The 14,419-nt window shown below is 65.0% G+C and carries 14 protein-coding genes; 4 read left to right on the forward strand and 10 right to left on the reverse strand.

Features of this window, described 5'->3' with window-relative positions; genetic code table 11:
- Positions 1 to 83: 83 nt before the first annotated feature.
- The 7 genes from gcvH to idi all read right to left on the reverse strand — a co-directional run bounded on the left by gcvH (position 84) and on the right by idi (position 4,510).
- Positions 84 to 488 (reverse strand): glycine cleavage system protein GcvH, encoded by a 405-nt coding sequence (gene gcvH / locus ABZ677_RS18640; RefSeq protein WP_037189244.1) that lies wholly within the window; start codon positions 486 to 488, stop codon positions 84 to 86.
- Positions 489 to 528: 40 nt separating this feature from the next.
- The gene (locus tag ABZ677_RS18645) at positions 529 to 1,278 is read right to left on the reverse strand and encodes a DUF881 domain-containing protein (protein WP_358371964.1); all 750 of its coding nucleotides are present in this window, start codon (positions 1,276 to 1,278) and stop codon (positions 529 to 531) included.
- 3 nt (positions 1,279 to 1,281) lie between these two features.
- Positions 1,282 to 1,710: a DUF1290 domain-containing protein gene (locus ABZ677_RS18650; protein WP_082323574.1), complete on the reverse strand. Its 429-nt coding sequence runs from the start codon at positions 1,708 to 1,710 to the stop codon at positions 1,282 to 1,284.
- The gene (locus ABZ677_RS18655) at positions 1,707 to 2,504 is read right to left on the reverse strand and encodes a DUF881 domain-containing protein (RefSeq protein ID WP_230596205.1); all 798 of its coding nucleotides are present in this window, start codon (positions 2,502 to 2,504) and stop codon (positions 1,707 to 1,709) included. Before ABZ677_RS18655 ends, ABZ677_RS18650 begins: the two co-directional genes overlap by 4 nt.
- A 71-nt stretch (positions 2,505 to 2,575) precedes the next feature.
- The gene (locus tag ABZ677_RS18660; RefSeq protein WP_358371969.1) at positions 2,576 to 3,178 is read right to left on the reverse strand and encodes a CDP-alcohol phosphatidyltransferase family protein; all 603 of its coding nucleotides are present in this window, start codon (positions 3,176 to 3,178) and stop codon (positions 2,576 to 2,578) included.
- A gap of 61 nt (positions 3,179 to 3,239) precedes the next feature.
- On the reverse strand, positions 3,240 to 3,770 hold the full coding sequence (locus ABZ677_RS18665; RefSeq protein ID WP_230596233.1) for a CoA pyrophosphatase: 531 nt from the start codon (positions 3,768 to 3,770) through the stop codon (positions 3,240 to 3,242).
- Between the two features lie 131 nt (positions 3,771 to 3,901).
- A complete protein-coding gene (idi, locus tag ABZ677_RS18670) occupies positions 3,902 to 4,510 on the reverse strand; it encodes an isopentenyl-diphosphate Delta-isomerase (protein ID WP_037189239.1) in 609 nt (202 codons plus the stop codon).
- A 44-nt stretch (positions 4,511 to 4,554) separates the two neighbouring features.
- Here idi and ABZ677_RS18675 point away from each other — a divergent pair, with 44 nt between their 5' ends.
- The 3 genes from ABZ677_RS18675 (at position 4,555) to ABZ677_RS18685 (ending at position 6,333) form a co-directional block, all read left to right on the forward strand.
- On the forward strand, positions 4,555 to 4,713 hold the full coding sequence (locus ABZ677_RS18675) for a hypothetical protein (protein ID WP_358371971.1): 159 nt from the start codon (positions 4,555 to 4,557) through the stop codon (positions 4,711 to 4,713).
- A 103-nt stretch (positions 4,714 to 4,816) separates the two neighbouring features.
- A complete protein-coding gene (locus ABZ677_RS18680; protein ID WP_032398144.1) occupies positions 4,817 to 5,074 on the forward strand; it encodes a hypothetical protein in 258 nt (85 codons plus the stop codon).
- The gene (locus ABZ677_RS18685) at positions 5,071 to 6,333 is read left to right on the forward strand and encodes a cupin domain-containing protein (protein ID WP_358371974.1); all 1,263 of its coding nucleotides are present in this window, start codon (positions 5,071 to 5,073) and stop codon (positions 6,331 to 6,333) included. The genes ABZ677_RS18680 and ABZ677_RS18685 overlap by 4 nt, the downstream gene beginning before the upstream one ends.
- 6 nt (positions 6,334 to 6,339) lie before the next feature.
- Here ABZ677_RS18685 and ABZ677_RS18690 read toward each other — a convergent pair whose 3' ends face one another.
- Complete coding sequence (locus ABZ677_RS18690; RefSeq protein ID WP_094634450.1) at positions 6,340 to 7,101, reverse strand: glucose 1-dehydrogenase; 762 nt, start codon at positions 7,099 to 7,101, stop codon at positions 6,340 to 6,342.
- Positions 7,102 to 7,127: 26 nt separating this feature from the next.
- The gene (locus ABZ677_RS18695; protein ID WP_358371976.1) at positions 7,128 to 8,924 is read right to left on the reverse strand and encodes an acyl-CoA dehydrogenase; all 1,797 of its coding nucleotides are present in this window, start codon (positions 8,922 to 8,924) and stop codon (positions 7,128 to 7,130) included.
- Between the two features lie 343 nt (positions 8,925 to 9,267).
- Here ABZ677_RS18695 and car point away from each other — a divergent pair, with 343 nt between their 5' ends.
- The gene (gene car / locus ABZ677_RS18700; RefSeq protein WP_037189966.1) at positions 9,268 to 12,795 is read left to right on the forward strand and encodes a carboxylic acid reductase; all 3,528 of its coding nucleotides are present in this window, start codon (positions 9,268 to 9,270) and stop codon (positions 12,793 to 12,795) included.
- A 42-nt stretch (positions 12,796 to 12,837) separates the two neighbouring features.
- Here car and ABZ677_RS18705 read toward each other — a convergent pair whose 3' ends face one another.
- Positions 12,838 to 14,418 carry a hypothetical protein gene (locus tag ABZ677_RS18705; protein WP_037189235.1) on the reverse strand — a complete coding sequence of 527 codons (1,581 nt, stop codon included), beginning with the start codon at positions 14,416 to 14,418 and terminating at the stop codon, positions 12,838 to 12,840.
- Position 14,419 lies beyond the last annotated feature (1 nt).

Raw genomic sequence — 14,419 nt, forward strand, 5'->3', positions numbered from 1 at the left:
CGACAGGGTATTCGCTCGGTGTCGACCGTACCCTGCGCAGCGGGGGCCGTGTGGCCTGTTGGCTGGTGTCGACAGCCGGCCGATCACTCGGCCGTGATGTCAGCATATCCGGCGGCATCGAGCATCTGCGCCAGTGCCGCGTCCAACTCCTCCGGTGTCGAAACCTCGAGGTCGATCAGCCAGCCTCCGGTGTAGGGTCCCGAGTTCACCTTCTCCGGTTCACCGTCCAGATCCTGGTTCACGGCAACCACTTTCGCGGTCAGAGGGCTGAACACGTCGGACACGCTCTTGGTGGATTCGACTTCGCCGAGAGACTCGCCCGCAGTGACGGTGTCGCCGATCGAGGGAAGCTGAACGAACACCACGTCGCCCAACTGCGCCTGCGCGAAATCGGTGATACCGATGCGCACCGTTGCAGGCCCTGTGCGCTGCACCCACTCGTGCTCGGGGGTGTAGTACAGATCAGCTGGTGTGTCGATGTCGCTCAACGCGGCATTCCCTTCGATCGTGGCCCGGGCGAGCGGGCGGTCAGTTACCGGGCTGAGCGTATTGACGCGGGCGCGGGTCCCGCAAGGCGGACACCGTGACCTGGTCCGACTGCGCAATGTTCGACGTCGCACCGTTGCGAGTCACCGTGTCCACGACCCCGCCGGGAATGTTCAGGGCCGACGCGAGCGTCGGCGGGTCTCCGATGGCAGTGAAGGTATACGGAGCTCGCAGTTCTCGACCGTCGACCACCACCCGACCCGCGGAACCGGCGATCCACGAATCGACGCCGATACGGACGGCATCTGCGCCGCCCTCGAGCTGGAGTGCTTCGGCACCGGCGGCGCGCAGTTCCTGCATGGCGTCCAGCAGCACCTCGGATCCCACACCCGAGCTCGGGTCCTCGATCACCAGCGTCACGCCTGGCCCCTGGGCTGCGACGGTGCCTACTTGAATCGACAACGCGGACAATCGTTCCTGGGCTTCCGCCACTGCGGCCTCCGATCCCGAACCGGACTCGCGCAACGTTGCCAGAGTGGCCTGCAAGGTGCTGATCTCGTCCCGGATGGACGCCTCGCGACGGGTCAGGGTGTCCAGCACGACCAGTAGGTCCTCGGGCCTCGAGTTCTCCAGGCCATCGGTGGTGCTCGCCTCTCGTACCTGCGTGGCAAGGCCGATTCCCAGGACGCACAGCAGAGCGAGCGCGAGAACGCCGAATGCCGCTCCGTGCCTTCGCAGCTCTGCATCGGGACGTCGCGCGCGCCATCCGTGCCTACCGCCGCCTGCCGTCATGATCTAGGCACCGAACAGACGTCTGCGCAGAGCGGCCGCGTTGCCGAAGATACGAATTCCGAGGACGACGACAATGGCCGTCGACAGCTGAGTTCCCACCCCGAGCTGGTCGCCGAGCCACACGATCAGGGCCGCGACCAGGACGTTGAAGACAAACGAGATCACGAACACCTTCGCGTCGAAGATTCCGTCGAGGAACGCCCGAACACCGCCGAACACCGCGTCGATCGCCGCGACTACGGCGATCGGCAGATAAGGCGCAACCACGGCCGGAACCTGAGGACCCGCGACCGTGCCGATGACGACCCCGACGATCAATGCGGCAATTGCGGCGAGGGCGTAGACGCCGTGGGTGGGGGTGATCGGAGCGTCCGCCGACACCGGCACGTCGGACTCGGCCGATAGGGCATTCGGTGGATCGTGCTCCGTCATCGTGGGCCTGCCTCCTCTGCCTGGAACGACTCTCTCACAGCGGCGGGACCGAACTCGAGATCGGTTGCCGGGCGCACCGTGAATCCGACGCCGTACAACTGCGCCACCGTGCTCATCCGCAGATAGGCGTCACTGACGACGAACTGGACCTGAATGCGCTGCGGCGGCCCGATCGCGTCGATCTCGTAAGGCGAGTCGATAGGACGATTGTCCAACAGCATTGCCCCGCCTGCCTGCCGGATGGTCACGTTCGGTCCGACGCGAATACCGTCCACCGACACCGCCTCGGCACCGCTCACCCACAACGAATTGACGATCGCTGCGATGTCTCGATCGAGCACGGCCGCGCCCGAACCCCGGCGAACCGACCGATCCGACGCACCGTCCTCGGCCACCGGCTCGGTGACGACGACCGAGAGCCCGGGGCCGGACACCGAATCGATGCCCGCAGCGGATTCGACAGCGCTCAACCGGTCCAGCAACGCACTGCCCGAGACATCGGACTGCAGGGCTCTGTCACGCTCCGAGGACACCTGCTCGGCCAGAGCCTGTTGCGTCGCCTCCAATTCGGCACTGCGATCCTGCGCGGCGCGGACAGCAGCCGACGCATCGGAACCTGCACGGTCCACATCGGCGCCGGAAGCCAATTGCGAGAACGCGATACCGAAGATCACCCCGACCACGACGGCACCGCCCAACAACCAGAGCGCCGCAGGTACCCGCGGCTTGCGGGTGTGCTGCGCCGTACGTTCGGCGGCCGCTGCGCCGTATCCCGGGTCCAGATGGTCGGTCAACAAGGACGTCAGCAGCGACGGGACGGGATTCCTCCTGACCTGTTTTTCCGGTCGTTCCGCAGGCTCCACCGTCAGGTGCCGGCCGCAGTCGGCTCGACTGCCCTCGCGACAGCGATCGCTTTACCGAGGTACAGCAGACCGGTCCAGACGTACAGAGCCGTGCCCCAGATCAGCAACGCGTATCCGAGTGGTCCTGCAGCGTCGGCCACCGAATTGCTGCCGGCGGAGACCAGCAGGACCGGCAGCGCGATCATCACCACGAAGGTGGCGGCCTTACCGAGGTAGATGACGTCCGGAGGCGGGAGGGATCTGCGGCGATAGACGAACATCGTCAGGCCGAGTACGGCATCGCGCCCGATGAGTATCGCTGCAACCCACCAGGGAATGATGCCGCGCACAACGAACGCCACCAGGGTGCTGACGACGTAGAGCCGGTCGACCAGCGGATCGAGGATGGCACCCAGCTTCGATGCCTGACCGAGCATGCGAGCCAGTTTGCCGTCGAGCCAATCGGTTCCACCGCTGACGAGCAGGATCACCAGCGCCCACCCGTCGGCCTCGGGGCCCAGCATGAGGTAGAGGAACAGAGGAACGCCCAACAGCCGGACTGCGCTGAGCAGGTTGGGGATGGTCGCGATGCGATCCGACACCTCGAGCTCACGATCGTTCGTCATCGGCGATCACCTCCTTCTCGTCCTGATCGTCGCGGTCTGCCCACCCGGGCCTGCGGCCACGTTAGCGCCACGCGAACACCGGCTGTTCGAAGTCCGCGACTCGGGTGTGTCGACCGTGCAGTGCCACTTCACGGAACTGGTGGACGATCGCGCCGGTCGGAGCGTGGATGGCCCCGGATCGGTACGGCCATCGAATGACCGGACGCGTCGATTCGGGAATCGACACGAATTGGGCGTCGACGTCGAGTTCGTGGACCGTCACCTCGAACACTTCGGCCACCTCGTCCTCGCTGGGCTGCAACGAGGACGAGTAGTCGCCGACCCACACCACGAACGGCGTGATGACATACCCGGATCGAGTGACGTAGTCGTCCAACCTGCCGAGCACGTCGGTCTCATCGGCTCGAATCCCCAACTCCTCGGCCAATTCCCGCAGACAGGCCTGCATCCTGGATTCGCCCGGGTCCACACCGCCGCCGGGCAACGCGTACTGGCCCGGATGGGCGCGCAGCCGATCCGGCCTCCTCGTCAGAAGCATCCGCCTGTCCCCCGGCGGCCCACCGATCGCAACGGCGACCGCGGCGGCGCGCAATCCGTCGGCTTCGGCGGTGCGATGGGCGAAACGGGAGAGTTCGCGCGCGACGGAAGCCCGGTCGAGCAGGTCCTCTTTCGGCCTACCGGAATCGTCGACAGTCACAGCACGACCCTAGAGGCCCGGGGAGATCAGTGAGTACCGGCAAGACGGGCGGCGGGGGGAAGCAGATCGTCCGGCGACGCCGGCCAACCGAGTGGCTCGTCGGCCAGAGCGGTCAACTGCTCCACCTGCGTTCGGCACCAGGGTGATACGTCGATGGTGCCGTCCAGCACTCCCGCGGAGAACTCGGGCCACGACACCCATCGAGTCTCCTCCACCTCGGCCGGATCGGGATCGAGTGTCGCGTGCTCGTCGACTCTCACGCGGTACACGGGACATATCTCGTTCTCCACGATTCCGTTGTCCATGACGGCGCGGTACCGAAAGTGCGGCAGTACCAACTCGGCGGATTGCGCACGCAGGCCCAGTTCTTCACCGATTCGGCGCAGTACGGCGTCGTCGAGCTTCTCACCGGGAGCCGGGTGGCCACAGCACGTATTGGTCAGCACTCCTGGCCAGGTCGTCTTGCTCGACGCTCTGCGCGTGAGAAGAACAGCGCCGTCCGACCTCACCACGTAGCTGGAAAACGCGAGGTGAAGGGGCGTGTCCTGCGTGTGGACGGTGGTCTTGTCATGCGTACCGACGGCACGGCCTTCGTCGTCCAGCAGCACCACGTGCTGCGCTCGGGATCGATCCATCGTTCCATGGTCCCACGGCCTCCGCGGCGGTCTACTGTCGAACCATGGGACGTGACGAGAACACCGACAACGAGAACCCGACAGAGACCGCGAAGACATCGGACACGCCGAAAGGCGGCCGACCAGGACCTGTGGACGGCGGCGGCGGAGGCGGGATGGCGACGCGGGAGAACGCCCCCCAGATCGCCGATGACTCTGCCTGAAATTCGCCGCGCCACCGCTGTTTGAGAAACACAGTTTGCGTCAATACCTCCGATGTTCTCGCGCTGCGCGGGCACACGAACCTCCACTACCGGAAGGACCTCGATGAGCATCAACGACGACGACATCACCACCACGGGCGGAGCCGCAGGCGAAGGACCCGCCGACGGCGGATCGAACCCCGGTGGCCATGACGGCGGAGCAGACGGCCCGGCCGGAGCCGGTGAAGGACCCGCCGACGGCGGATCCAACCCCGACGGTCACGACGGCGGAGCAGACGGCCCCGCCGGAGCCGGTGAAGGACCCGCCGACGGCGGATCCAACCCCAACGGACACGACGGCGGTGCGGACGGTACCGCTTGAGCACTGACTCGAGCGGCGAGCGCGGATCGGATCATCGGTCCGCGCTCCGTCGTCTCACCGGTACAGACTTCGGGACGTTCGCAGACCAGCACTGGGGAATCGCACCCAAGCTCACCCGATCCGCCGAGCTGTCGGGATCGTTCGACGATCTGATGACACTCGACTCGGTGGACGAGCTGATAGCCGAACGCGGTGTACGTACCCCGTTCGTGCGCATGGCCAAGGACGGGCGTCTGCTGGACAGAACGCAGTTCACGGCGTCCGGCGGGTTCGGGGCCGAGGTGATCGATCAGGTGGATTCGGGCGCAGTGTTGGCGGCGTTCGCGGCCGGGAACACGCTGGTTCTGCAGGGCCTGCACCGGCTGTGGCCGCCGCTCATTCATTTCGTCGGCGATCTCGTCCGCGAGCTGGGCCACCCTGTGCAGGTCAACTCGTATGTGACACCGGCTGCGTCGCAGGGCTTTTCGCCGCACTACGACGTGCACGACGTGTTCGTCGTGCAGATCGCGGGCACCAAGCGGTGGAGCATTCACTCGCCGGTGCACGTGCATCCGCTCAACAACCAACCGTGGTCGGACCGAAGGTCGGCCGTCGAAGCACACGCGCTCGGCACCCCCGAACTGGACGTCGTCCTCGAGCCCGGCGATGTGCTCTACCTACCGCGCGGGTGGATCCACTCGGCGCAGGCACTCGGCGACACCACCGTGCACCTGACCATCGGAGTGGCCTCGTACAACGACTACGACCTCGCCCACCACGTGCTGAAGTCGCTGGGCGACGTCGAGAGTCTGCGTGCTCCCCTCCCCGCCGGCCTCGACCACTCCGACCCGGAGTCCATCGTTCCGCATGTCCACCGAGTCGTGGACGCCATGCGCGCGGCGCTCGACGAGATCGGCCGAGACCCCGACGCAGTACGTCGACTGGCCGAACGCGTCGCAGATCGTCACGACGATCTCGTCCGACCGGAACCGGTGCGCCCACTGGCAAGCGTCGCCGCGATGGGAGCGTTGCGGGGCGAGGATTCGATCCGACTTCGGCCCGGTGTGTTCGCGCGCGTCGTGCGATCGGCCGATGCCGTGTCCGTGATCGTGCGCGCCAAGACCGTGACGATGCCGCTCCAGTGCGCGGACGCTCTCGACCTGCTGACCCGGGGAGCACCGTACCGCCTGGATGCACTGCCCGGACTCGACACCGACGACGCGTTGGTGGTCGCGCGCAGACTCATCCGCGAGGGGATTGCAGTCCCGGCAGTGCTGTGACAGCCGTCAGGTGATCGTGATCCCACCGTCGACGGCGATGGTCTGACCCGTCACGTATCCCCCGGCGTCCGAGGCGAGCCAGATCGCGGTTGCGGCCAGTTCTTCGGGATCGCCCTTGCGTCCGAGAATCATTCGCGGAGCCATCGAGTCGAGGTATCCCGGCTGGTACGAGTCCGTCATCTCGCTCTGGAAGAAACCTGGCGCAATGGCGTTGACCCTGATGCCTTTTCGCGCGCCCCACTGCTGCGCGAGATCGCGGGTGAGGCCGATGATGGCTGCCTTGCTGGCACTGTAGGCCGCCTGCGGAAGGCCTGCGGTGGTCAGCCCCAGAATGCTCGAGATGTTCACGATCGAACTGCCGGGTGCCATCACCCGTCCACAGGCCTGCGCTGCCCAGTACGACCCGTTCAAGTTGATGTCGATCACCGAGCGGAACTGCTCGGGTGTCTCACGGGTTGCGGGGTAGGCCGTGCCTACTCCGGCGTTGTTGATCAGAACGTCGACCTTTCCGAACTCCGTCATCGCGGCCTCGACCATCGCGGTGCACTGATCGGGGTCGACCACGTCGGTGGCGACCGTGATCGACCGACCTCCGACGCTGTCGATCAACTCGGCGGTCTGCGCCAACTTGTCCACTCGTCGTGCGGCGAGCACCACATCCGCTCCTGCCTCGGCGGCTGCCTTGGCGAATGCCACGCCCAGTCCGGAGGATGCACCGGTGACGATGACGACGCGACCGTCCAGGCGAAATTTGTCCAAGATCGACATGTTCGATGAATCTCCTTGTTTTCGACTCAGAACCAAGCGGGTGACATATCGAGGGTGGTGCGGTCCAGCCTCGCCAACAGATCGAGCTGAACATCCACCTTCGGCAATTCGTAGACGTAGAAGTATCTTGCTGCAGAACGCTTTCCGTCGTAGAAGTCTCCGGATTTCGTGCCGACCGCCAGCAACTGCTCCAGCCACATCCAGGCGATGACCGTGTGCCCCATCGCCTCGAGGTAGGCCGTGGAGTTCGCCAGCGCCACAGCGGCGTCGCCGGTACCCCACACTGCCGCGGTCACCTCGACGATTCTGCCGAAGCGTGCGTGCAGTTCGGCGGCGTACCGAGCAGCGTCACCGCCCGCAGCGTGCGCCCGCTCGACTGTCTCTCCGATGTGTTCGGACAGCAGAGCCAATCCCGCGCCGCCCTGCATGATCACCTTGCGCCCGAGCAGGTCCAGACCTTGAATACCGTGTGTGCCCTCGTGAATGGGATTGAGGCGATTGTCGCGGTAGTGCTGCTCGACGTCGTAGTCACGGGTGTATCCGTAGCCGCCGTGCACCTGAATGGCGAGACTGTTGGCTTCGAGGCACCACTGTGACGGCCAGCTCTTGGCGATGGGCGTCAGTACGTCGAGCAACAGTGTCGATCGCGCCGCTTCGGCATCGTCGGACGCCGAGTCCTGATGATCGACCAGACGTGAGCAGTAGAGTCCGAGCGCCAGCGCACCTTCGACGTAGGACTTCTGCGCCAACAACATTCGACGAACGTCGGCGTGTTCGATCAGCGCGACCGCAGGTGCGGCCGGATCCTTGGCGCCGAGCGGTCGGCCCTGAGTGCGGGTCTTCGCGTACTCGACCGACTTCAAGTAGCCGACGTACCCGAGGGCGATCGCGAGGAATCCGACGCCGATCCGGGCTTCGTTCATCATGTGGAACATGTACGACAATCCGCGGTTCTCCTCTGCGACGAGGAAGCCGACTGCTCCGGGTTGCCCACCGGGAGAGTGGGTTCCGTCGCCGAACGTCAGCAGGGTGTTCGTGGTGCCGCGGTTGCCCATCTTGTGATTGAGGCCGGTCAACACGATGTCGTTGCGCTCGCCTGTACCTCCGTCGCCGTTCGGGAGGAATTTGGGAACGATGAACAGCGAGATTCCCTTGACACCCGGAGGGCCTCCCGGGGTCTTGGCGAGCACCAGGTGGACGATGTTCTCGGTGAGTTCGTGATCTCCACCCGAAATCCACATCTTGGTACCGGTGATGCGGAAGCTACCGTCGTCCTGCGGTACCGCCTTGGTCGTGATGTCCGCCAATGACGATCCGGCCTGCGGCTCCGACAGACACATGGTTCCGAACCAGCGCCCGTCCAGCATGGGCCGGACATAGTCACGCACCTGATCCGGCGTGCCGTACGTCGCGATCAGGTTGGCGTTGGCCATGGTCAGAAACGGGTACGAGGACGTCCCGGCGTTGGCGGCCTGGAAGAACGCCATCGCTGCCCGGGAGACGGTCGCGGGCAGTTGCATGCCGCCGATCGATTCGTCGAACTGCCCGGCGATCAGACCCGCCGACGCATAGACATCGAGCGCTTCCTTGACTTCCGGTATCAGCTCGACCGAACCGTCCGCATTCATCGTCGGCTCCTGCGCGTCCGCCTTCTTGTTGTGCGGCGCGAAGTGTTTGCGGGCGATGTCCGCACTGAGGTCGAGGACCGCGTCGAAGGTCTCCTTCGAGTGCTCCGCGAAGCGAGGTCGAGCAGTCAGTGCCGCCACGTCCAGCCATTCGTACAGCAGAAAATCCAGGTCGCGTCGCGAGAGGACGTCCGACATTCACTTCTCCGATCGAGAGGGGGCACCGCCGCCGCATGGGTCGTTCCGCAGAGGTTCCACTCCTGCGTGAGCGCTGTGACGCACGTGACTACTTTCCTCACCATACAAGTCACGTTTCGCCGGCCACGCCGAGCATCGCGACAGACCGTCCGGCCTGCGGGCTGTTGATCGGTTGGACGTCCAAAGCCGCAGCAGGGCAGACATTTACGGCGAACCGGACTATGAGCAGCATCACGATTGAAAGGAGCTCCATCGGCATATGCTTACCTTTGATAACGATATTTGATCGAACAATCGACAGCGCCCGGCAGTTCCGGTGCGCATCGTCGGAGGGGAGTCGAGCATGACGCACACACTGGCCGTCGACAGCGAACGTGAGCGGGAGATCAGACAGCGTGACCGCTTCACCGAGCTCCACCGGTCCGATCGGGAGTTCCGAGCGGCAGAGCCGGACAGCGCAGTGGCCGACGCCGCCCAGGAGTTGTCGCCGAACCTGGCCCGCGTGGTCGCCGAGATCATGACGCGTTACTCAGATCGGCCTGCCCTCGGCCGCCGAGCTCGAGAGATCGCACGAATCGATGACAAGAACACTCTTCGCCTGCTCCCCCGCTTCGACACTGTCACCTACGGCCAGGCGTGGAGCGACGCCGGTGCACTCGCCTCGGCGCTGACCCACGACGCAATCGGTATCGCTTCGGGAGACTTCTTCGCAACGCTGGGTTTCGCGAGTGCCGACTATGTCGTAGCGGAACTGGCCACTATCCGACTCGGCGCGATTGCCGTTCCGTTGCAGGCCGGAGCCACCGCGGGCCAGCTCTCGGCCATCGCCGACGAGGTCGAACCTGTCGTCCTCGCAGCCGATGTCGACAACCTGTCCGTCGCGGTCCAGGTCGCCACGCAGTGCAGGTCCATTCGGCGAATCGTCGTCCTCGACCACGACGGGGCGATCGACGCACATGCACGGATCATGGAGTCCGCGCGCAGCGATGCCGACCGGGTGGGAGTCTCCGTTCGGCCGCTCACCGAGCTGGTCGGCGACGGCGCGCAACTCCCGGAGGTTCCGCTTCCGGACGACGAGGATCCCGACCGACTCGCGACGCTGATCTACACCTCCGGCAGCACCGGAACCCCCAAGGGGGCGATGCACACCGAACGAATCGTGTGCGGAGCATGGACCGGTGCCTGGCACCACACCGGAGCATCCTCCGAAGCCAGCGACCGGCCGGCCTTCCCGGTCATAACCCTCGACTACCTTCCGATGAGCCATCTGGCCGGCCGTGGCCTGGTCTTTTCGACGCTGGCGGCCGGCGGCACCGTCCACTTCGCAGGAGCGAGCGACCTGTCGACCCTGTTCGAGGATTTCGCGCTCGCTCGGCCCACGATGGCCCTGTTGATCCCGCGGGTGTGCGAGATGATTCGGCACAACGTCCTCGCCGAGATCGACCGAGAGGTCGAACGCTCTGCCGGTGGCGATGCCGACAGCACGCGTCGAGAGGTACTCGAACGCAACAGGATCGAACAATTCGGTGGACGTATCCTGGCAGCGATGGTCGGCACCGCACCGATCGCTCCCGAGGTCAAGGACTTCGTCTCGGAACTGCTCGATATTCGGGTGCGCGACAACTACGGCTCCACCGAGGCCGGAATGGTGTTGCACGACGGCGTCGTTCAACGCCCGCCGGTGATCGAATACAAGCTCGACGATGTGCCCGAACTCGGTTACTTCTCCACCGACACACCGCATCCGCGCGGTGAGCTCCTGCTCAAGACGGCGTCCATCATTCCCGGTTACTACAAGCGACCGGACGTCACGGCCGACGTCTTCGACTCCGAAGGCTTCTATCGCACCGGTGACGTCGTCGCCGAGCTCGAGCCGGACCGACTCGCCTACGTCGACCGACGCAAGAACGTGCTGAAGCTGGCCCAGGGTGAGTTCGTGGCCCTCGCCCGCCTCGAAGCGCTGTTCGGTACCAGTGAGCTGGTCGACCAGATATTCCTCTACGGCAACAGTCAACGGGCGTATCTCCTGGCAGTCGTCGTTCCGGCTCGACCGGACACAACCGCGGGTTCGGTCATCGAATCGCTGCAAGAGATCGCTCGCCAGGAATCGCTGAACTCGTACGAAATTCCGCGTGACGTGACCGTCGAGCACCAGCCGTTCACGCAGGAGAACGGGCTCTTGTCCGGTGCAGGCAAACAACTGCGACCCAAGTTGGTCGAGCGCTACGGAGACGAACTCGAGCGTCGTTACGCAGAACTCGAATCCGGTCAGAACGAGCGCCTGCGTGAGCTCAGGCGCAGTGGTGCCGATGCCCCTGTCCTGACCACGGTCGGCGATGCCGCACAGGCTCTGCTGGGATGCGCCGGGTCCGATGTTCGCCCCGATGCTCACTTCAGCGACTTGGGCGGAGATTCTTTGTCGGCGTTGACGTTCTCGACGCTCCTCCGTGAGATCTACGATGTCGATGTTCCGGTCGGTGTGATCACCGGGCCCGCCATGGACCTGGCAGCACTGGCCGAGTACATCTCCTCCGCCCGCGACAACGATTCCGACACGGCCACATTCGCATCGATCCACGGTCGCGGCGCAACCGTCGCCGAAGCGTCCGACCTGAGGCTGTCGGCATTCCTCGACGACGCCCTCCTCGACGCCGCGCACCACATTCCGGGTCCGCGAGAACAGACCAGCACGGTCCTGCTGACCGGTGCCAACGGATACCTCGGTCGCTTCCTGTGCCTGGAATGGCTCGAGCGCATGGCCGAGATCGGAGGAAAGGTGGTCTGCCTGGTGCGCGGACGCTCCGATTCCGACGCGCGAGCCCGACTCGACGCAGCCTTCGACAGTGGAGACGCCGAGCTGTCGGAGCGGTATCGAACCTTGGCCGACGCTGCGCTCGAGGTCGTGGCGGGCGATCTGGGCACGCCCCGGTTCGGACTGGGTGACGAGGACTTCCGGACGCTGTCCGAGCGGGTCGATCGCATCGTCCATCCCGCCGCGCTGGTCAACCACGCCCTGCCCTACGAGCACCTGTTCGGCCCCAACGTCGTCGGCACGGCCGAGGTGATCCGGCTGGCGCTCACTCACCACGTCAAGCCGGTGACCTACCTGTCGACGGTGGCCGTCGCAGCGGGCGTCGAGGATTTCCGAGAGAACGGCGACATTCGCGCGGACAGCCCGTCGCGGGCTGTCGACGATTCCTACGCCAACGGGTACGGCAACTCCAAGTGGGCCGGTGAAGTGCTGTTGCGCAACGCATTCGACGAGTTCGGCCTACCGGTGTCGGTCTTTCGCTCGGACATGATTCTTGCGCACAGCACGTGGACGGGGCAGCTCAACGTGCCGGATGTGTTCACGCGTCTGATCTTGTCGGTCGTCGAAACCGGTCTGGCTCCGCACACGTTCTACGCCACCGACACCGGGGCACCGACCGACGAGAAGGGACGACCGCTGGCCCACTACGACGGACTGCCTGCCGATTTCAGTGCGTCGGCCATCACGTCGATCGCGGGTGGGGATACCTCGGGCTACCGAACCTTCGACATCCTCAACCCACACGACGACGACATCTCGCTGGACACGTTCGTCGATTGGATCCGTGCCGCAGGTCGCGACATCGAGATAGTCGACAACTACGACGAGTGGTTCGAGCGTTTCAACGCAGCAGTCGAGGCTCTTCCGGAGAAGCAGCGTTCGCACTCGCTGCTCCCCCTGATCGATTCGTACGCACACCCGCAACACCCGTCGTCCGGGGCGATGCTGCCCGCCGACGAGTTCGCCTCGGCCGTCGGGGATATTCCGCACCTCGGGCGCGAGTTGATCGAGAAGTATCTCTCCGATCTCGTGGCGCTCGAGCTCGTGAGCACGCGGTAGAGCAATTCCCGATGCGGGCCACGCGGCCCGCATCGGGAAGTCCTACTCCCCGACCGGTTGTGGTTCGCTCGTCGGATTCGTGGCAGGAACGAGCCGGGAGTACGCCAGACACACGAGTCCGAAGAACAGGTAGCCAAGGGCAACTTGGGGATTGGCAGCCCAACCCACTTCGTGTGAATGGATCAGGCCGACCCACGACAGTGCCGCGGCCACTCCACCCGCTGCTGCGGCGGCGAGAAACCGTTTGTCGAGAACGAACGTGACGATGGTGCCCAACATCAGTCCGGCGAGTACCGCTCCCGACCCGAACGTCTTCAGCCCGTCGTACACGACACCCGCCTGACCCAATGCCTCGCTTCCCACTTCCGTCGCAGATGTGCCTGCCGCGCTGAGTGCGTTGTCGATCAGACCCACCGCCCACTCTGCGAGATTGGGGAGCAGTGCCACCACCACCGCGATGGCGTGCAGCTTCGGCACCGACTGGAATGCCTGGGCACCGATCAGCAGTCCGATGTACAGCAGAATCGGGACGATCGCGGGAATCGGCAGCAACGTTGCCAGCAATCCGAACAATCCGAGAAAACACATCAACCCGATCGCGACGCCCGACGCGACCGAGTAGCCGGTCCGGCCACCTGCGTCCTTCCAGCCTGGATGGCCGATGTAGACCGCGGGCGGGAACGGCGATCCGAACGCCGAGCCGACGATCGCACCGAAGCCGTCGGCGAGCAGCACACTGCGCAGGTTGTAGTTGTCTCCGGCAGCAGATGCACTCTCGACGTTGCTCATCGCCTCGGTGAAGTTGTAGACGCCCAGAGGAATTGCGGTCGCGAGCAGCGGTGCCAGATTGCCGAGACCGTCGAGGAGCAGGTCGAGGCGCAGATCAGGAAGGCCGAGCGCGATGTTGCTCGCCGCCTCGGTCACGTCCGGCACGGACATGTATCCGCCGATCCAGCCGATCGCTGTGCCCACCAGCAGCGCGGCGAGCCCGACCGGAATGTTGCCGGGCAACTTCACATCCGTGAAGAAGCCGATCAGAATGATGGCGAGAACCGGCAACCCGATCCAGGCGGCCTCCCACATCTGCGCGGCCGGGCGCATCGCGATGAACGTGATCGAGATGCCGGCCAAGGTACCGAGCATCGCCGCACGCGGGGTGATCCTGCGAATGTAGGGCCCGACGAACGCTCCGATCATGACGATGATGCCGATCATGAAGGCCCAGGCGAGCCCCGCCGCCCACGCCTGAAGCGCGTCGCCCGAGGCCAGGTAGACCGGGAGCATGACCACGAACACGACGATGAACATGTGCGGAACGCTCGGACCGTACGGTAGCGCGGTCACGTCGGTTCGATTCTCGCGCTTGGCAAGTCGACGAGCGAGAACCATGTAGTACAGGTTCCCCAGGATCAGGGCGATCCCGAGAGCAGGCAGCAGCGTCCCGAGGACGTCACTGCCTGGAATTCCGACCACCGCGATGCTCAATGTCGTCAGAGTGAGCACATTGACGAGAATGTTGAAACCGAGTCCGAAGAATGCGTTGGTGTCGCCCTTCGTCCACCACGACAGAGTGAACGAGGACGGGGAGCCTGCAGCGGGTGTGTCTTTGACATCCATGGTCATG

This window comes from Rhodococcus sp. NPDC006774, assembly GCF_040636045.1.
In the GTDB taxonomy this organism is placed as follows: domain Bacteria; phylum Actinomycetota; class Actinomycetes; order Mycobacteriales; family Mycobacteriaceae; genus Rhodococcoides.